The following is a 19043-nucleotide window of genomic DNA, read 5'->3' on the forward strand; positions in this document are numbered from 1 at the left end:
CTTGCCAATAGGTGCGCGGTTCTGCAAGAGCTTTTGCAGGAGGACCGCCATGCACCCCAATCCCGCCTTCCGCGCCGAGGATCGTGACAGTCATATTGCTTTTGCGCGCGAGCGCGCATTTGGTGTTTTGGCTTTGTCAGCGGACCAGGGGCCTTTGCTTAGCCATGTGCCGTTTCTGTTGTCAGAAGATGGCGCAGAAGCCTCGCTGCATCTGGTGCGGTCCAATCCGATCGTCCGGGCATTGAATGAACCGCGCACGGTTCGAATCGCTGTATCGGGGCCTGACGGATATATCTCGCCCGACTGGTACGGGATTGAGGATCAGGTGCCCACTTGGAACTATGTGGCGGTGCACCTGACCGGAACGCTTTCGCTTCTTCCGCAGGACGCGTTGCGCGATTTACTCGATCGTCAGTCGGATTTTTATGAGCGCCGGTTGAACCCCAAGCCACCCTGGAGCGCCAGCAAGATGAGCGCGGAGGCTCTGGACAAGATGATGCGCATGATTGTGCCCTGCAAATTGCAGGTAGATGACATTCAGGGCACCTGGAAGCTGAACCAGAACAAGCCGGACGATGTCCGTCTAGCCGCCGCAGATCATGTGGCGGTAGACGGGTTCGGAAGCGAGACCACTCACCTCGCCGCGCTCATGCGGTCTAGGTGAGCGGACGGGCTGGTCAGTTGCTGAAGGTCGCCAGATAAGCGGCGACATCCTCAGCCCCTTTTTTCAGTTTGACGCTCATGTTCGGGCGGGCGGTTTCGTCATCCAGATAGTCCCTCAGGAAAACAATCGGGTCCTGCGAATATTCGACGATGTTTTCCTGTGTCCAGACCAGCCCTTCCTGGCCTGCACGGATCATGTCATCGGTGTACATCCCGATTGGTAGGCGTTCGCTTCCGTTCAGGTAATCGGTTTCTGTTCCGGCCACCCGACCTACGACCCCATAGAGATTCGGCCCGGTGATGCCGCCTTTGACCAGAACTTTTCCATCTTTGATAATTGCATGGCACGAAGAGCACCGATTGTAGAGGCTTTCCCCCTTTGCCGGATCGCCGGCGGCGAAGGATTGCGATGAAAGAGTCAGGGCGAAGGTCAGAGTGGCTGTAAAAAGCTTTGGCATGGAAAAATCCCGTTAAGGTTGGTCCTGTTACAGGCCCTTGGGACATTCCAGCCAAATGTGCAATCGAATTGAGACTCGTCTAGTGTGTTGAAAAATATCTATTTTTAACTCATTATTTTTACCAAGGTAGATTCAATCGAAGTGGATTTTTGCGTGGCAAAATCAGGTCAGAATTTTGCAGATTTTCGCCGATCAACAGTCTTCGGTTCTGTGTTGTGAGGGTGTTTTCGTTGCCTGGTTGCCATCCGAATCACTCCGTGAACCACCCGCGCGGCAGGGCAAACCTTCACGGGTAATCCGGCCCATCCCTTGAAAAAAACGCCTTTCGTTGTGACATGAATGCCAAGATGCGGCGTAGTGCGCGCCTATGACCGCTGGACGAACCGATTTCTCCCGGATAGATAGCCGCGATGAGACGCCGCTTTGATGCGGTGCTGATGCATGTTTGCCCGGTATTGCCGGGCGCCGGAATCGGAGAAAACCTCGTGTCCCACGCAGAAGACCACGAAGGCACCCGCAGAGATTTCCTCTACTACGTCGCTGGCGGCGCAGGTGTCGTTGCGACGGGTGCAGCCGTATGGCCCCTGATCAACCAAATGAACCCCTCGGCAGACGTTCAGGCCCTGTCCTCGATCCGCGTGGATGTGAGCGGTGTCGAGCCCGGAACCCAGCTGACCGTCAAATGGTTGGGCAAACCCGTGTTCATCCGTCACCGCACCGGTGTCGAAATCGACGAAGCGCAGAAGCAGGACGCCGATGGCGTGGATGCCCTGCCTGACCCGCTGGCCCGTAACTTCAATCTGAATGCTGATGCACCGGCCACGGATGCAAACCGCGTGATGCCGTCGCCGGAAGGCGAAGCCGCAGGTGCCTGGATCGTCCAGATGGGCGTCTGTACTCATCTCGGTTGTGTCCCGCTGGGCGATGCTGGTGACTTTGGCGGCTGGTTCTGCCCCTGCCACGGTTCGCATTACGATATGGCTGGCCGTATCCGCAAAGGTCCTGCACCTGAAAACCTGCCCGTTCCGCCCGCTGAGTGGACGGACGCCAGCACCATCAAACTCGGCTAAGGGAGACCCAGATGTCCGGAATTCCCCACGATCACTATGAGCCGAAGACAAGTGGCGAGAAGTGGCTGAACAGCCGCCTGCCCATCGTCGGCCTGATCTATGACACCCTGATGATCCCAACCCCCAAGAACCTGAACTGGTGGTGGATCTGGGGCATCGTCCTGGCGTTTTGCCTGGTCCTGCAAATTGTCACCGGTATCGTTCTGGTGATGCACTACACTCCGCATGTTGATCTGGCCTTTGCCAGCATCGAGCACATCATGCGCAACGTGAATGGCGGCTATATGCTGCGGTATCTGCACATGAACGGCGCATCGCTGTTCTTTGTCGCGGTATACATCCACATCTTCCGCGGCCTGTTCTATGGCTCGTACAAAGCCCCGCGCGAGGTTACGTGGATCATTGGGATGCTGATCTATCTCTGTATGATGGGCACTGCCTTTATGGGCTATGTTCTGCCCTGGGGTCAGATGTCCTTCTGGGGTGCGACCGTGATCACCGGCCTGTTTGGTGCGATCCCGTTTGTGGGTGACGCGATCCAGACTTGGCTGCTGGGCGGACCGGCTGTGGACAACGCCACGCTGAACCGCTTCTTCTCGCTGCACTACCTGCTGCCCTTTGTAATTGCGGCGCTGGTCATCGTGCATGTCTGGGCTTTCCACACCACCGGCAACAACAACCCGACAGGTGTTGAGGTTCGCCGCGGTTCGAAAGCCGAGGCCGAGAAAGACACGCTGCCCTTCTGGCCTTACTTCGTGATCAAGGACCTGTTCGCACTGGCGGTCATCTTGGTTGTGTTCTGGGCGATTGTTGGTTTCATGCCGAACTATCTGGGCCACCCGGATAACTACATCGAAGCCAACCCGCTGGTAACACCGGCACATATCGTGCCCGAATGGTACTTCTTGCCGTTCTACGCGATCCTGCGTGCCTTTACCGGCGAGGTCTGGGTTGTTCAATTCGCCAGCTTCATCACCGGCGGCATCATTGACGCCAAGTTCTTTGGTGTTCTGGCGATGTTTGGTGCGATCCTGGCTATGGCTCTGGCGCCATGGCTGGACACGTCAACCGTACGTTCGGGTAAATACCGGCCGATGTTCAAATGGTGGTTCTACCTGCTGATCGTCGACTTCTTTGCCCTGATGTGGCTGGGTGCGATGCCCGCAGAAGAGCCCTATGCGACCTTCTCGTTAATCGCATCGGCCTACTGGTTCGGCTATTTCTTCGTGATCCTGCCGGTTCTGGGTGTCATCGAAAAACCCGATGCACAGCCGGAAACCATCGAAGAAGACTTCAACGCGCATTATGGCAAGGCTGACGCCGATGCCACGCCGGCCGAGTAAGAAGAGGGACCGGAAACATGTTCAAGAAACTTGCAATCGGTGCCGCGTTTGCTATCGCACTTGCTCCTGTCGCGTCTAACGCGGCAGGCGGAGGCGAACAGCATATCGAGGACTTCCAATTCTCATTCGAAGGCCCGTTCGGAACCTGGGATCAACACCAGTTGCAGCGCGGCCTGCAGATTTACACCGAGGTTTGCGCGGCCTGTCACGGCCTGCGCTATGTGCCTCTGCGTGACCTCGAAGCGCTGGGCTATTCGGAAGACGAAGTCACCGCCTATGCGGCGGGCAACTTTGAAGTGTTCGACCCCGAGCTGGACGATTTCCGCCCGGCTAAACCCGTTGACCATTTCCCCGCCAATGATGGCGTTGGCGCACCCGACCTGAGCCTGATGGCCAAGGCGCGCGCTGGTTTCCACGGCCCTTACGGTCTGGGGATCAACCAGCTGGTCAACGGCATGGGCGGCCCGGAATACATCGCCTCGTTGCTGGATGGTTATACCGGCCACGAAAAGGAAGAAGCGGGAACGGTTCTGTACGAAAACACCGCCTTCCCCGGTGGTTGGATTTCGATGGCGCCCCCGCTTTCGGATGAGCAGGTCGAGTTTGCCGATGGCCACGCAAATGACGTCGAGCATATGTCGGAAGACGTTGCAGCCTTCCTGATGTGGACGGCTGAACCGAAGATGATGGAGCGTAAGTATTCGGGCTTTGTCGGTGTTGTCTTCCTGACGCTTCTGTCGGTCCTGTTGTACCTGGTCAACAAGCGTCTGTGGGCAGGCGTTAAAGGTAAGAAGAAACACTAAGCGCCTTTTCTGAAAAGTTAAAAACCCCCGCGCCACTGGCAGCGGGGGTTTTTTGTTGCATGCAGGTGGAAGGGGCGGATCAGGCGCTGAGCTGTGTTGCGGAGCGGCCGATGATGGTGGCGGTCACGACTTGCCCTTCGGATTGAGCGGTTTTGAACGTGACTTCGGTGAACTGCTCGGTCCGGCCCATATGCGGGTTTTCCATCAGGATGTGATGTATCTTGCCAACCTGGGCGGTCAGGTGCTTGGCAATCTGCACCTCGCCAGCGGCACGCAGACGGGCGGCGCGGGTTTTGATGACATTGCCGTTGACCTGCTGCGGAATGCGGGCAGCGGGTGTACCTTCGCGTTTGGAGTAGGGGAAGACATGCAGCCATGTCAGATCGCAATCGGCAACCAGCCTTAGCGAGTTTTCGAAATGGGCCTCGGTCTCGGTCGGGAAACCGGCGATGATGTCAGCGCCAAAGGTCATCTCGGGGCGCAGCTTGCGGGCCTCTTGGGTAAAGCGGATCGCATCGTCACGCAAATGGCGGCGTTTCATCCGCTTCAGGATCAGATCGTCGCCATGCTGCAGCGACAGATGCAAGTGAGGCATCAGGCGGCGTTCTGTGGCAATGGCCTGCATCAGGTTTTCATCGACCTCGATCGAATCGATCGAGCTGATCCGCAGGCGCGGCAAATCCGGCACCAGTTTGAGGATGCGCATAACGAGATCACCCAGCTTTGGCTGGGCAGGCAGGTCAGCCCCCCATGAGGTCAGGTCGACGCCGGTCAAAACGACCTCATTATAGCCCTTATCGACCAGACGCTTGATCTGGTCCACAACAACGCCCGCGGGGACGCTGCGCGAATTACCGCGGCCATATGGGATGATGCAGAAGGTACAGCGGTGGTCACAGCCATTCTGAACCTGTACATAGGCGCGGGAACGAGTGCCAAACCCGTCGATCAGGTGGCCAGCGGTTTCGGTAACCGACATGATGTCATCAACCTGGACGGCCTCGGTTTCACCAATGAAATCCGCCGCCATGCCTTTCCAGGTTTCGGGCTGCATCTTTTCCGTGTTGCCGATCACCGCGTCGACCTCTTCCATCAGGGAAAAGGTCTGCGGTTCTGTCTGCGCAGCGCAGCCGGTCACAATCAGCCGGGCATTCGGGTTTTCGCGGCGCAGTTTGCGGATTTCCTGCCGGGCCTTGCGCACGGCTTCGGCGGTCACGGCGCAGGTGTTCACCACCACCGCATCGGTCAGACCGGCCTGTTGTGACAGCTCTTTCATCGCCTCGGTCTCATAGGCGTTCAGGCGGCAGCCCAGCGTGGCGAATTTGGGCGGGTTCATCCCAGCGACCTCAGGAATTCCGGCGTCAGCAGGCCCGAGAAGACATGGGCCGTGGGGCCGGTCATCCAGACGCCATCGTCGCGCCAGTCGATCCAGATTGTGCCGCCGTCCAACTCGATCTGCACCTTGCGTCCGGTCAGGCCGCGCCGGGCTGCGGCCACGGCGGTTGCACAGGAGGATGACCCAGAGGCCAGGGTGATGCCCACGCCGCGTTCCCACACCCGCATGCGGATGTGATCTGGCCCGATGATCTGCGCGACCTGCACGTTGGTCCGCTGCGGGTAGAGCGGGTGGTATTCATAGCGCGAACCGAACTCTGCCAGCGGGATCGCCTCGGCATTTTCGACGAAAAAGGTGCAATGCGGGTTGCCCATGCCAGTGGCGGTTGGGGCGCCCTCAATCGGCAGCTCCAGCGTGTCCACGTCTTCGGCCAGCGGGATATCCTGCCAGTTCAGCTGCGGCGGCCCCATGTTTACCGAGGTCAGCCCGTCCCCCGCATCGCTTGCGTATAGCGTTCCCCGCTCGGTGGTCAGGGTAAGGGTTTGTTTGCCGGTTTCCTCCATCAGAAACCGCGCGATACAGCGGGTGGCATTGCCACAGGCGGCCGAGGTCGAGCCATCGGCGTTATAGAACACCAGATGCGCATCTGAGGCGCCTTTTTCGATGACGGCGAGCTGGTCGAAACCAACCCCAAACTGCCGATGCCCAATGGCTTGAGCCAAGGCTGGTGTCACCCCGACCTCATGCGCGCGCGCATCCACAATGACAAAGTCATTGCCCAGCCCATGCATCTTCATAAAGGGCAATCCGGTGTTCTGAATTCCTTGCATGGCGGGCATATAACGTTGCTGCGGATGGGAATCCACCCTGTGGCGCAGATTCGTGAAAAAAGGGGTTGACCCCCTTGCGCCACCTGCCTAAGTAGGCCGCCTATCGGGACGCCGTTTCGAAAGAAACTACAGGCGTAACGAGGTGTGAAATAAGGCCTTGAACCCAGTCGGGAAAATGCCTTACAGAGCGCCACGGATCCAAAGGATCCAAACAAAAGAGTGGGCCGTTAGCTCAGTTGGTAGAGCAACTGACTTTTAATCAGTGGGTCGCAGGTTCGAATCCTGCACGGCTCACCACTTTTTACATAGCACCAAGGCGTTACGCAGGATCAGATTGATGCGAACGTATAACCACACCGCATGTGCGATGATCTGCCGAGGAGATCCGTGGCGATTGTAGCTGATCGGCGATGGCTTCTTCGATGTCACCTTCGTCCAATAACGGGTGTGAGAAACCAAACGGCAAGTTGACGGGACAAAGCCCTTCGAAGTGCGGAAATCACTTTACGTTCAAGTGGTTGCGATTTCTGCTTACCTCTGAAAGTAAATGGTGCCTCAAGAGGGACTCGAACCCCCGACCTTGTCCTTACGAAGGACCTGCTCTACCAGCTGAGCTATTGAGGCAAGCGAGGCCCGTTTAAACCCTCGTGCGGGTGCTTGCAAGCGGTGAAACCCCGGGTTTCGTGACCTCAGAAATACCCGGCTCCACCCTTCGCAACCTTCGTTCCATGGGCGGTCGGCTGACACCGGGGAACGCAACAGGGTTGACGGCAATCTATTATTTCCATAATTCATGAAAAATGGATATTGAAGCAACAGAACAACTGGCCACTTTGGGCCATCCGCAACGGCTGTCGGTGTTTCGCATGTTGATGCGACGCTTTCCCGACACCGTCCCGGCGGGCGAGCTTGCCTCGGGGCTGGGGATCAAGCCCAACACGCTGTCGAACTATCTGAACGCGCTGCGCCATGCGGGGCTGGTTCGGCAGGATCGCTCTGGCACCTCTTTGCTCTACTCGATCGAGATGAAGAATGTGCAACACATGCTGGATTACCTTCTGAACGATTGCTGCCGTGGACGTCCGGAAATCTGCCTCCCGTCCGGCAAAACCAGCGACAGGCCAGCGGGCCGGAAGTATAATGTTCTGTTCCTGTGCGTCGGCAATTCCGCCCGTTCGATCTTTGCCGAATCTATCCTGCGCACGCTGGCGGATGAGCGTTTCACCGCATATTCTGCGGGCACACACCCCTCATCCGGGCTCAGCCCCATAGCGGTGAAGGTCCTGAAGGACAAAGGGCATGATGTATCCACCCTGCGCTCGAAACATATGTCAGAATTTGCCGCCCCCGACGCGCCCGAGATGGATTTCGTCTTTACCGTCTGCAATCAGGCCGCCAACGAAGATTGCCCGGCCTGGGATGGGCAGCCGATCAGCGGACATTGGGGGGTGGTCGACCCGGTCAAGGCAACCGGCACCAAGGCCGAGAAGAGCCTGGCCTTCCAGAACGCCTATGGTGCGCTGAGGCGTCGGATTGAGGCCTTTGCCGCTCTGCCGGTCGAAAGCCTCGACCGGATCGCCTTGCAATCTGCCGTCGATGATATCGCCCGAACACCCGATGAGGACACATTATGACTACCTTCGCCGTGAATGGCCTTGGCCGGATGGGCAAGCTGGCCCTGAAACCCCTGTTGGAGAAAGGCGCGAAGATCGCCTGGATCAATGACGGGGTCGGTGATCCGGAAATGCATGCGCATCTGCTGGAATTCGACACGGTTCATGGCCGTTGGGATGCCGATTTTGACTATGACAAAGACAGCGTCACCATAGAGGGTATGCGCTTGCCGTTTGTCGGTACCCGCGACCTGAACGCGCTGCCACTGGACGGGGTCGACGTGGTGATTGACTGCACCGGCGCCTTCAAAACCGAGACCAAGCTGGCGCCATATTTTGATGCAGGCGTCAGGAAGGTTGTCGTCTCGGCACCGGTCAAGGATGGCCCGACCGCCAATATCGTGATGGGCGTGAACGAAGGCACATATGATCCGAGCGCGCATCACATCGTGACGGCTGCGTCCTGCACCACCAACTGCCTGGCGCCGGTGGTCAAGGTGATCCACGAAAATCTGGGCATTCGGCACGGGTCGATGACCACGATCCATGATGTGACGAATACGCAGACCATCGTGGACCGACCCGCCAAAGACCTGCGCCGCGCGCGCTCGGCCCTGAATTCGCTGATCCCAACCACCACCGGCTCGGCCACGGCAATCACCTTGATCTACCCCGAGCTGACAGGCCGGTTGAACGGCCACGCGGTCCGGGTGCCGCTGCTGAATGCCTCGCTGACCGATTGCGTGTTCGAAGTGGAGCGGGAAACAACCGTCGAAGAGGTCAACGCGTTTTTCAAAGAAGCCGCCGATGGAGATTTGAAGGGTATTCTGGGTTATGAGACCCGCCCTCTGGTCTCGACAGACTATACCAATGACCCGCGCTCCTCGATCATCGATGCCCCGTCGACCATGGTGGTGAATGGCACACAGGTGAAGATCTACGCCTGGTATGACAATGAGATGGGATACGCGCACCGTCTGGTCGACGTCGCCCTGATGGTCGGAGCAGCCCTGTGACCCAGAAGCCCGAAGGGTTGTCCGCCTATATCGCGGTCACGGCGGCCTATTGGGCATTCATGCTGACCGACGGCGCACTCCGTATGCTGGTGCTGCTGCATTTTCATACGATGGGCTTCTCTCCGGTCCAGCTGGCTTATCTGTTTGTACTGTATGAAATCGCCGGCATCGGCACCAATCTGGCGGCGGGCTGGCTAGCGGCTCGGTTTGGGTTGACCTCGACACTTTATGCGGGGCTTGGCCTGCAGGTGGGGGCGCTGCTGTTGCTGACTCAACTAGACCCTAATTGGGCAATTCCTGCCAAAGTGGCCTTTGTCATGATCGTTCAGGGTGCCAGCGGCGTGGCCAAGGATCTGGCCAAGATGTCATCGAAATCCGCTGTGAAACTGCTGGCTCCGACCGAGGATGGTGGCCTGTTTCGTTGGGTGGCCCTTCTGACGGGGTCCAAGAATGCCGTAAAGGGGTTGGGCTTTTTGCTGGGCGCAGGTCTGTTGGCAACGTTTGGCTTTAACTGGGCTGTCCTGGCCATGGCCAGCGTTCTGGGCGTCATCTTGATTTCGGTGATTTTGTTCATGCCGCCGGGCCTGCCCAAAGGGCGTAAAGGCGCAAAATTCTCTGAGGTTTTTTCGAAATCCCCCAATATCAACTGGCTGTGCCTGTCCCGCATGTTTCTGTTTGGCGCGCGCGATGTGTGGTTTGTGGTCGGGATTCCGATCTATTTCTATGCGGTATTGTCCGACGGGTCCGAAACCGGGAACCGAGCGGCCTTTTTCATGATCGGGACATTCATGGCGGCCTGGATCATCCTATACGGCGCAGTTCAGGCCAGCGCCCCAAAGATCCTGCGCGCCTCTGACCGGTCCGAGCCCCAATTGATCCGCGCCGCGCGCGATTGGGCCGTAACCTTGTTCTGCGTGCCTGCCGCCCTGACCGTCGCTGTGGCTTTGTCCTCGGGGTCCGCCACTTGGTTGACCATTACGCTGGTGATCGGCTTGCTGATCTTTGGAGTGATCTTTGCCGTGAACTCCTCGCTGCACTCCTATCTGATCCTGTCCTTTTCTCAGGCCGAGCGGGTCACGATGGATGTCGGTTTCTATTACATGGCCAACGCGGCCGGCCGATTGCTGGGCACAGTGCTGTCTGGCCTCACTTACCAGATCGGTGGTTTGGCAATGGTTCTGGGAACAGCCGCAACAATGGTCGCTCTGTCCGCGATGGCCTCGGACAGGATGCAGGACCGTTTGGCGGTGGGTTAGCATTCTCACCAAGCTTGCTCGCGAATGCGGCATGGACGTCATTATATTTGCGGATGAATTCTGTGACGGGACAAGTGGAATTAGCCCCTACATGTTACGCTATCCGGTAGAAACGCTTTGTTGGCGATGCCGCAGGGCATTTCAGCGGATCCAATTAGTTGTTTCAAAATCTCAGTGGCACACTCGGGAAGCGCGCAATGCCACGCGTTCGAAAGCTCACTGAAGCAAAAGACTATTTTGATTGGTACCCAAGCAATAAGGTTTGCAGTGGTTCGTGGCCGACCGCTCAGTCTTAACAATCCGATATCACTGCCCAGAGGCATTTGACCTGGAAAGCCACCACTCGAGTTGCATGAGGTCCGAGCATCAGCATTCCTTGGTCGGGTAGAAGTTAATGTCACACCACCGTGGCTATTCTGCAGCGTTCGGAACCGTCGCTTCTGCGTACATTCCCTTCACACGATCCTTTGTTGGATCGAAATGCGGGAATGGCACGATCTTGGCTTTCAACCGCTTTTGTTGGCCGTCCAGCTGCCCGATTTCGATGTCCGCTCCAACGATGGCATGGGTAACCGAAACCCGACCCAAAGCGATGACCTTGCCGAGGATGGGTGATTTCATCGCGCTGGTAATCTCTCCGACCTGCGCTTTCCCAACGCGCACGCAGTCACCGGGTGAGGGGACCGTACCCCCTTCGATCTCAAATCCAACCAGTTTGCGGTGTGGGTGGGCCTTGCGCTCCTCTATCGCCGCCCGCCCGATGAAGTCGTCGGTCTTTGATTTCAGCGGCACAGTAAAGCCGATGCCGGCCTCGAACGGATCGGTCTGATCGTCGAATTCTGACCCGGCAAAGATCAGACCGCCCTCGATCCGCAACATGTCCAATGCGGCCAGGCCCAGAGGCGCAATGCCATACCCTTGCCCCACCTCCCAGACACGATCAAAGATTTCGACGGCATCCTTGGGATGGCAGAAGATTTCATACCCAAGCTCTCCGGAATAGCCGGTCCGAGAAATTACAACAGAAGTCCCCTGCACATCACCAACCCGCGCGACCGAAAGCCGGAACCACGGCAGTTCGTCGATCGTTGGTTGCTGAGGCGGTGTCCAGAATATCTTGGAAAGTATGTCGCGGCTATGCCGCCCCTGAACTGCAATGTTGTGCAACTGGTCCGTAGAGTTGCGCACCCAGACATTCATATTGCGTTTGAGCGCCTGTTCCTGCAGCCATAACCCGCTGGTGTCATTCCCACCGATCCAGCGGAAGTTCGTCTCACCCAACCGGTAGACGGTGCCATCGTCGATCATACCGCCGTGCTCGTAGCACATGGCCGTATAAACGACCTGACCAACGCTCAGCTTTTTCATGTTGCGGGTCACGCAAAGCTGCATCAGTTCTTCGGCGTCAGGTCCCACGACTTCGTATTTGCGCAGCGGGCTGAGGTCCATGACAGCAACCTTGTCCCTGCAAGCCCAATATTCGGCAATCGCGCCATGATTGGTCATCGTGTTGGGCAGCCAATAGCCATTGTATTCGACGAAATCACGGGTGTGCCGTGCAAAGCAGTCGTGAAATGCTGTTTTCTTAGTTTCTTCCACATCCGCCTCCGCAGATTTTCTATAGCCGTAGGATCTTTTGAAATCCTCGGTCGCCTTGTAAGTTCGCACCTGAATATCGGTTGGATTCCAGCCATTTGCTGGATCAATGTCGCAGGGACAGCCGGTGCTGACGCAGACCAGATCGGTCAGGGCGCGCAGCAGGACGAAGTCACCGGGTCGCGACCACGGATCGTCCATGCCAATGGCGTTGGTGTCATCCAGCATCGTGTTGAAAAAGAAGTTGATCGCTGGCCAGCCACCGCGCGGCTTGATGCCATATTGGTCCAGATCCTTGTTGATATTGTCCGAACAATTCACATGGCCGGGATAGCCAAGGTCTTCGTAATATCGCGCCGTACAGGCCAGACCGAACGTGTCATGGCGCCCACAGGTATCTTGAACGATTTCGATCAGAGGCTCTTGATCTACTGACCAGTACTTTGAGAAAATCCCGGGTTGAGGATACAAGCTGCCCATCAGGCTGCGTGTTGTTGTCGGGTCGATTTCACGCTCGATCCCCTGATCCAGTGCGCGGCGGCTGAATGCCTGAAAATCGGAACACTCTCGGCCACGAATATCGACGATCTGGATGAATTCACCGGCCTTCACTTCGTATGAGTGCGCATTTCCCGGCTGAATATTGAAATCCTTAAGCGGATCGGCCAGCGGATCGGGTGGTCCGATATCGGGCTTTTCCAAACCGGGTGCAGAGCGCTGAATGTACAGGATGATATCTGTGGGAGGGTTGTTATCTTCGGGACGCATTGCCTTGCCGGGTGCAGCCACGATCAGAAGGCCATCACGTTCAGCGACGAAATGCACCATGTCACCGGGGCGCGACCCGTCGGTAAACGCCCGGATCGCGTCACCTTTTCCGATGTCAAATCCAGCAACTTCCAAAGCGCGCAGCACTTTCTTGCCAGACGGCGATCCATTTGCCAGCGTCGTAATCAAACCATCCGGACGTCCATGTCCCTGCGCGCCAAGCATGGCCGCATCAGAACTCCGGTCAGGGGCAAAGAAGACCATCTCGGCCTGTTGCATCCCGTCGCGGTCCAACAAGGTTATCGTATCACCTTTGGAAACCGGAACAGCGCGCGACCCCATTCCGGGGACCGGGTGGCGTTCCGTTCCATGTGGCAGGATCGGAAGGCCGGGGGCCAGAACTCCGCTGCGTTCGAACGGAACTTCGAAGGCCGGCTTCACATTCATAGTGTGTTTTCCTGAATGGCTTCGGTTGCACCGCGATGGGTGACCACCAAGAGGCATCCCGCCTCGGTTCGCGAATAGTGGCTGAACCCGGCAGCAAGGCTGACAAAATCGCCGCTGCGATATCGAAACCCGTCGTGGTCGGTCAGATCGCCCTCAAGCACAAAGAACTCTTCCGGCCCGTAATGGACATGAGGGTTCGAACGTGTGCCTGGCGCCATCTTCATCAGATAGCTGCCTTGTCCGGTTTCTTCATCGAAACTGATATTCTTCCACCAGACCTGCGCATCGGGCAGGCCGTCCATCCGCATCCGGACAAATCCGGGGTCATCGAAGCGGATAACGGTGCGTGCGCTCTGTTGTTGTGCCATCTTAGTCGAGCCCCAACCGCTTTTTGCGCTGATCAGCCCAGCTGCTGATCGCCATGTCGAAGGTAAGCGCCATCAGCGAGACATTCATGCCGAGCACAAAGTTCTTGCCCAGTTCGGTACCTGCCAGAGTTCGTTGAAGTTCCTGCCCCAGATCCTGCGTTCCAATGAAGGCCGCGATAATGACCATGAAGAAGGCGAACATGATGGCTTGATTAAACCCGACCGCCATAGTTGGCAGCGCCAGAGGGAACTGAACCGACATAAGTTTTTGCCGGCGGGTCGAGCCGGACATATCTGCTGCCTCGGTCATTTCCGGCGGCACGTTGCTGAGGCCAATAATGGTGTACCGGATCAGCGGGACAGCGGCGAAGATCAGAATCGAGAACACAACCGCGACATCATTGACCCCGAACAACATGATCGCAGGGATCAAGTAAATGAAGCTGGGGAAGGTTTGCGCAGTGTCGCAAGCCAGCAAAATGCTCTTGGACCAACGCGCGGACCGCGCAGCGACAACGCCCAGGGGGATACCGATCATGGTTGCCAGCGCAACGGCCGAGATCACGGTATACAAAGTAATAACCGACCGATCCCACCAGCCCGAGAACGCGACAATCGTAAAGAAGACTGCTGCGTAGATGCCGGGCTTTCGGCCACCAACCCAATAAGCAAAGGAAACAACCAGAAGGATGAACGCGGGAGTTGGAATGGCGAGTAGCGTATTCCGGAATGGAATCAGAACCTTGACGTTCAGAAACCAGCGCAACCATTCGGTTGTCCCTTTGATCATGTCGATGGCCAGGAACGACTTGATAACCACGTCGATTTCCTTGCCCTGGCTTAGATGCTGCTTGCGGCCAATTTCGGCCAGGATCGGGAAGACCTGAGACAGCAGAGTGAACCCAACAAACAGACCCAGTGCGACCAGCGAAATCTGGTGGCGCTTCCACCATGGGGTGCCGCGTTCGAAGTGCACTGGCTGTTTGACGACCCAGGCCTTTGACATCCGATCCAACGTGACAGCCAGAAGGACGATGGTTACGCCAATCTCGAAAGAACGGCCCAGCTTGAAACTACCCATCATCGCCAGCAGTTTCGCGCCAAGACCGGGCATTCCGATAAAGGCGGTCAGAACAACCATCGCAAGACACAACATGATCACCTGATTGACGCCGACCAGAACCTCGGTCCGCGCGGCTGGAACGTAGACGTGGCGCAACATCTGCCATTTGGTACATCCAGACATCTGGCCTGCTTCGATCACTTCGGGGCTGACTTTTTTCAAGCCCAGAGTGGTCATCAGGATCATCGGCGGGATGGCAAAAGTAATTGTTGCGACGGCCCCAGCTGTCGGTCCGACCTTAAAAAAGATCACTGCTGGCAAGAGATACGTAAAGAAGGGCAGGGTTTGCAGCACGGACAGCATGGGTTTCAGCATCCGCTCGAACCAGCGGTATTTCCAGGCGGCGATGCCCAGTATCAAGCCCAAAAGAAACGCCAGCGGTGCGGCAACCACGATGACAGACATCGTCTGCATGGCGATCTTCCACTGCCCGATTGCGGCCGTCCAGATGAAGGTTCCCGCGCCTAATGCGGCCAGACGCCAACCACCTACGGCGTAGCCGACGACGGCTGCCACTGCGGCGATTGCGGACCATGGGATCGGGCCTAGATTGGGCCAACGGCGCTTGCCTTCCAGAAGGTTCGCTGACGTATCCAGCAGGAACTCAAGCGGACCTTCGGCGATAAATCGTGTGACATAGATCAGGCCAAGATCATTTTGGATAAAGTAGAAGACTGCATCCAGAACCTGCGCCGTCGGCGGAATCGCGGCTTCGGGGATGCGGTTTAGCCATTCGGGCAGAACTCCGACAGCTTTGGCAACGATCAGCACGAAGGCGGCGGCCAGCAGTGTAGTCAGGACTCTGGTTTTTCCCCACGTCCCGTCTGAAGTGTCCGGTACTTCGGTGGACAGCGCCGCCATCATTCAGCTCCAAGCAGAACATTCAATGCGGCGTCACGTTCCAAAACACCGGTGACAACGCCTTTGTCATCCGCCACCGGCAAAAGAATGCGGTTATCGTTGACAAGAACTCGCGCCAGCTCGTGAATGGTTGATCCACCATTGATTGGTGCGCCCTCCAAGGCATGACCGTTCACAGGTTTTGCCAGGCCTTTGGCATGCACGACCCGGGCCTTGTCGACATCTTCGGTAAACTTGGCCACGTACTCGGTGGCAGGGTTCATCACAATCTTGTCGGGGGTGTCACATTGTTCGACCGCGCCGTTGCGCATGATTGCAATCCGGTCTGCCAGACGTAGTGCTTCGTCAAAATCATGCGTGATGAAAACGATGGTTTTGCCCAGCATCTCTTGCAATCGCAGGAATTCATCCTGCATTTCGCGGCGGATCAGTGGATCAAGCGCCGAGAATGGCTCGTCCAGAAACCAGATATCGGGTTCAATGGCGAGCGACCGGGCGATTCCCACTCTTTGCTGTTGGCCGCCACTCAATTCCCGTGGGAAGTATTCTTCCCGACCTTCAAGGCCCACCAACTTGATGACTTCCAGCGCGCGTTCGCGCCGATCATGACGATCTTGTCCGCGCATTTCCAACGGAAAGGCCACGTTGTCCAAAACCGTGCGATGTGGCAGCAGTCCGAAAGACTGAAACACCATGCCCATCTTGTTTCGGCGCAATTCAATCAGATCGCGCTCGCTCAGGCTCATGATGTCCTGACCTTCAACCTCAATCGTTCCGCCTGTAATGTCGTGCAGGCGCGAGAAGCAACGTACCAGCGTCGACTTGCCTGACCCTGACAAACCCATGATGACCAGCATTTCGCCACGGCCAACCTCAATCGAGACATCCTTGACACCGGCGATATACCCATCTGCACGGATTTCATCAAAACCGCGGCCAGCGGGCATGGACTTCAGGTAGCTCTCTGGCGAGTGCCCAAACAGTTTCCATACATTTTTGGCTGAGATGACAGGCGCTGTGGCGGACATGGCTGCCTAACTTTCTTGTTGAGCGCGGCCTTGCATCGATCAGATGGTCAAGGCCGCGCCAGTTTCGGTGGATGTAGCCGGGATTATGAGCTGCAGGAACTGATCCAAGGATCGACGACAGCGCGGTTGGCGTCCAGCCATTCTTCGGCGGCTTCTTCCGGTTCAAGCTCATCAGTATCGACCAGCTTCGCCATCTCGGCAATCTGCGGATTGGTGAAAGAAATCTCTGTCAGGGCGCAATACGCGGCCGGCCATTTGTCTTTCATACCATCCCAGGCTGCCTTTTTCAGGTAACCTTTGGCGGGGTTGCCGCAATCATACAACGCATTCGGGTTAGGACCCTTGGCTGGGTCTTTGTCGCATCCGTCTTCCCATGCTGGGAACTCAACGAACTCACCAGGCCAGACGGCTTCGGCAAAGTTTGGCGTCCAGTTAAAAACCAGTACCGGCGTTTTGTCGGCCTCAGCCGCGCCAATCTCGGCCCAAAGGGCTGCGGCGGAACCCGCATTGATCACGGTAAAGTTCAGATCAAGTGCTTCGGCGCGTTCTTTACCGTGCTTCAACCAGTCAACTGGACCATCCAGATACCGACCCTTGTCGCCGGTTTCGGCTGTCGCGAACAGGTGTGCGCAGTCGTTCAATGCATTCCAATCTGGCAGGCCCGGGCAGGATTCCTTGGTCCACATGGGATACCACCAATCCTCACGTGTAACGGCGTCATGATCGCCTGCGTCATGCAGGCCACCTTTTTCCAATGCCGCCCTGTAGGACGCGCCAAACGCGCCTTCCCAGACTTCCATCTCCAACGCCACATCGCCCAGGCGCACCGATTCATAGACCGCCTGGCTGTCGGTGGTGACGTATTCGACGTTGTTGCCCATCTCTTCAAAGATCAGGCCGACAACGTTCGACATCACGATCTGGCTGGACCAATTGTGAATTGGGATCACGATCGGGTCGCTGCTGTCTTCTGCAGTCGCCCCTGTTCCCGCTACTGCTGCCAAAGTTGCAGCAGAAAGGAGGTTTGTAAGTTTCATGTTTGCTCCCTGAGTGATGTTCATTTTTTAGGTTGTGGACTCTTCCGGCCCCGAATTTGTGCATTCTGCGCAGAATCGCCCCAGACGCAGAACAGAAATTTGAGGGTCTTTGGCTATAAATTCTTGAGGCTAACCCAACTTTTTGCTATCTTAACAATTAGTTGCCTGATCGATTGCCAGCAGATGAGGCCAAATGTTTTTCGATCGCTATAACGTCCAGTTCGGGAATCCGCTCTGAAATGCCAAAGAAAACTTCAGTCACAGGGAAAGTCCTTCCACCGCTCGACTATTTGTTGGCGTTTGAAGCTGCCGCAAAGGCGCAGAGCTTTGCGCAGGCCAGTAAGGTTCTGAACATCTCTGAAACGGCGATCAGCCGCAAAGTGCGGTTGCTAGAGCAACACTATGATGTGCCGTTGTTTGTGCGAGGGCACCGATCTGTTTCGCTTACCCAACAAGGGGCCATCCTGCTGGCAACCGTGGAGAAGTCGCTGGACCTGATGCGGGATGTCAGCCGGGATATGCTGGCCAAACATCAGGCCAACACGGTATCGATCTCCGCCACCAACTCTGTCGCTTCTCTTTGGCTGATGCCGCAACTTCGCAAGTTCAACAAATCAAATGGCCGCATCCGTATTTCGCTGGTCTCTTCTGACAGCGACGCAGAGTGCCTGTCGGATTCGATGGACTTGACGATCCTGCGTGGAGATGGCGATTGGCCGGGATACGAGGCACAGCTTTTGTTCGGAGAAACCGTATTTCCGGTCTGCAGCCCAGAGTATCTCAAGAGCAACCCCAAGGCGGCAGATATATCTGCGCTGCCGGAACTGGACCTTATTGAAGTGGCCAGTGGCCATGCAGAGTGGATGACATGGCGCACTTGGTTCAGTGGCAATGGGGTATCGACCTCCTCGATGGAACAGGCAGTGGAGTTCAATACCTATCCATTGTCAGTGCAAGCAGCTGTCGATGGACTGGGAATTGCATTGGGTTGGGCCCATCTTGTTGATCCTTTGCTTGAAAGCGGCACTTTGGTCAGACCGGTTCAGGGCGCATCAGTGCGAACACAGTCCGGATACTACCTGTTAAAAAGGCCTCTTCACAAAGCTTTCCCAGAGCAGCGCATCGTTGAAGATTGGTTGCTTGGTCTCAGCGCGGGTCGGAAAAGATACGCCTGATCGCTGTGGCCAGCCTCTGTTTCCTAATGATGAATCGAGTAGCACTTTCAGGGAGTGTTAAACTCGCATATTGACCCTAGGGAATAAATATTTACTTTAAAGAAAAATATATGCGAATCTGGTTCGGCTCCTTGCCGTTCTGGTTGGAACACTATTGGCCTATTTTATGCAGGGAGACCGAAACCCAATGAGCTATAAATCTGACATCGAAATTGCGCGTGAGGCGAAGAAGAAGCCGATTCAGGAGATTGG

Annotated in this window: 16 protein-coding genes and 2 tRNA genes; 9 read left to right on the forward strand and 9 right to left on the reverse strand. The window is 56.7% G+C overall.

The genetic code is table 11. The features are described from left to right. The first annotated feature begins 49 nt into the window (after positions 1-49). Positions 50-664 (forward strand): FMN-binding negative transcriptional regulator, encoded by a 615-nt coding sequence (locus AC2FHX_RS18705; RefSeq protein ID WP_142640234.1) that lies wholly within the window; start codon positions 50-52, stop codon positions 662-664. Positions 665-677: 13 nt separating this feature from the next. Here AC2FHX_RS18705 and AC2FHX_RS18710 read toward each other — a convergent pair whose 3' ends face one another. Further along, complete coding sequence (locus AC2FHX_RS18710) at positions 678-1121, reverse strand: c-type cytochrome (protein ID WP_496692653.1); 444 nt, start codon at positions 1119-1121, stop codon at positions 678-680. A 485-nt stretch (positions 1122-1606) separates the two neighbouring features. Here AC2FHX_RS18710 and petA point away from each other — a divergent pair, with 485 nt between their 5' ends. The 3 genes from petA to AC2FHX_RS18725 are packed head-to-tail and all read left to right on the forward strand — an operon-like array spanning position 1607 to position 4337. Then, on the forward strand, positions 1607-2191 hold the full coding sequence (gene petA / locus AC2FHX_RS18715; protein ID WP_142640296.1) for a ubiquinol-cytochrome c reductase iron-sulfur subunit: 585 nt from the start codon (positions 1607-1609) through the stop codon (positions 2189-2191). Positions 2192-2202: 11 nt separating this feature from the next. Then, positions 2203-3534, forward strand: coding sequence for a cytochrome b (petB, locus tag AC2FHX_RS18720; protein WP_142640230.1), 1332 nt, complete (start codon positions 2203-2205; stop codon positions 3532-3534). A 17-nt stretch (positions 3535-3551) separates the two neighbouring features. Beyond that, the gene (locus AC2FHX_RS18725) at positions 3552-4337 is read left to right on the forward strand and encodes a cytochrome c1 (protein WP_142640228.1); all 786 of its coding nucleotides are present in this window, start codon (positions 3552-3554) and stop codon (positions 4335-4337) included. Positions 4338-4416: 79 nt separating this feature from the next. Here AC2FHX_RS18725 and mtaB read toward each other — a convergent pair whose 3' ends face one another. Continuing rightward, the gene (mtaB, locus tag AC2FHX_RS18730; RefSeq protein WP_496703182.1) at positions 4417-5673 is read right to left on the reverse strand and encodes a tRNA (N(6)-L-threonylcarbamoyladenosine(37)-C(2))-methylthiotransferase MtaB; all 1257 of its coding nucleotides are present in this window, start codon (positions 5671-5673) and stop codon (positions 4417-4419) included. Next, positions 5670-6512, reverse strand: coding sequence for a diaminopimelate epimerase (dapF, locus tag AC2FHX_RS18735; RefSeq protein ID WP_496703180.1), 843 nt, complete (start codon positions 6510-6512; stop codon positions 5670-5672). The genes mtaB and dapF overlap by 4 nt, the downstream gene beginning before the upstream one ends. 212 nt (positions 6513-6724) lie before the next feature. On the opposite strand from dapF, the gene AC2FHX_RS18740 reads away from it, so the two are divergent. Next, positions 6725-6800 (forward strand) — tRNA-Lys (locus AC2FHX_RS18740). 251 nt (positions 6801-7051) lie between these two features. Here AC2FHX_RS18740 and AC2FHX_RS18745 read toward each other — a convergent pair. Beyond that, a tRNA-Thr gene (locus AC2FHX_RS18745) sits at positions 7052-7127 on the reverse strand. 176 nt (positions 7128-7303) lie between these two features. Between AC2FHX_RS18745 and AC2FHX_RS18750 the strand changes: the two genes are divergently transcribed. The 3 genes from AC2FHX_RS18750 to arsJ are packed head-to-tail and all read left to right on the forward strand — an operon-like array spanning position 7304 to position 10388. Further along, positions 7304-8137, forward strand: coding sequence for an arsenate reductase/protein-tyrosine-phosphatase family protein (locus AC2FHX_RS18750; protein ID WP_496703178.1), 834 nt, complete (start codon positions 7304-7306; stop codon positions 8135-8137). After that, on the forward strand, positions 8134-9132 hold the full coding sequence (locus AC2FHX_RS18755; protein ID WP_496703176.1) for an ArsJ-associated glyceraldehyde-3-phosphate dehydrogenase: 999 nt from the start codon (positions 8134-8136) through the stop codon (positions 9130-9132). The genes AC2FHX_RS18750 and AC2FHX_RS18755 overlap by 4 nt, the downstream gene beginning before the upstream one ends. Continuing rightward, on the forward strand, positions 9129-10388 hold the full coding sequence (gene arsJ / locus AC2FHX_RS18760; protein WP_496703174.1) for an organoarsenical effux MFS transporter ArsJ: 1260 nt from the start codon (positions 9129-9131) through the stop codon (positions 10386-10388). The genes AC2FHX_RS18755 and arsJ overlap by 4 nt, the downstream gene beginning before the upstream one ends. A gap of 411 nt (positions 10389-10799) precedes the next feature. On the opposite strand, the gene AC2FHX_RS18765 is transcribed toward arsJ, so the two are convergent. The 5 genes from AC2FHX_RS18765 to AC2FHX_RS18785 all read right to left on the reverse strand — a co-directional run bounded on the left by AC2FHX_RS18765 (position 10800) and on the right by AC2FHX_RS18785 (position 17616). Continuing rightward, on the reverse strand, positions 10800-13199 hold the full coding sequence (locus tag AC2FHX_RS18765) for a trimethylamine N-oxide demethylase (RefSeq protein ID WP_496703172.1): 2400 nt from the start codon (positions 13197-13199) through the stop codon (positions 10800-10802). Next, positions 13196-13567: a cupin domain-containing protein gene (locus tag AC2FHX_RS18770; protein ID WP_142640214.1), complete on the reverse strand. Its 372-nt coding sequence runs from the start codon at positions 13565-13567 to the stop codon at positions 13196-13198. Before AC2FHX_RS18770 ends, AC2FHX_RS18765 begins: the two co-directional genes overlap by 4 nt. Before the next feature lies 1 nt (position 13568). Continuing rightward, positions 13569-15551, reverse strand: a complete 1983-nt coding sequence (locus AC2FHX_RS18775; protein ID WP_271951749.1) for an ABC transporter permease — start codon at positions 15549-15551, stop codon at positions 13569-13571. Beyond that, positions 15551-16579: a quaternary amine ABC transporter ATP-binding protein gene (locus AC2FHX_RS18780; RefSeq protein WP_496703169.1), complete on the reverse strand. Its 1029-nt coding sequence runs from the start codon at positions 16577-16579 to the stop codon at positions 15551-15553. The genes AC2FHX_RS18775 and AC2FHX_RS18780 overlap by 1 nt, the downstream gene beginning before the upstream one ends. Before the next feature lie 83 nt (positions 16580-16662). Beyond that, positions 16663-17616 carry an ABC transporter substrate-binding protein gene (locus tag AC2FHX_RS18785; protein WP_271951752.1) on the reverse strand — a complete coding sequence of 318 codons (954 nt, stop codon included), beginning with the start codon at positions 17614-17616 and terminating at the stop codon, positions 16663-16665. A gap of 239 nt (positions 17617-17855) precedes the next feature. On the opposite strand from AC2FHX_RS18785, the gene AC2FHX_RS18790 reads away from it, so the two are divergent. Beyond that, positions 17856-18791, forward strand: a complete 936-nt coding sequence (locus tag AC2FHX_RS18790) for a LysR substrate-binding domain-containing protein (protein WP_142640206.1) — start codon at positions 17856-17858, stop codon at positions 18789-18791. Positions 18792-19043 lie beyond the last annotated feature (252 nt).

Source organism: Ruegeria sp. CDSC042 (genome assembly GCF_059610745.1).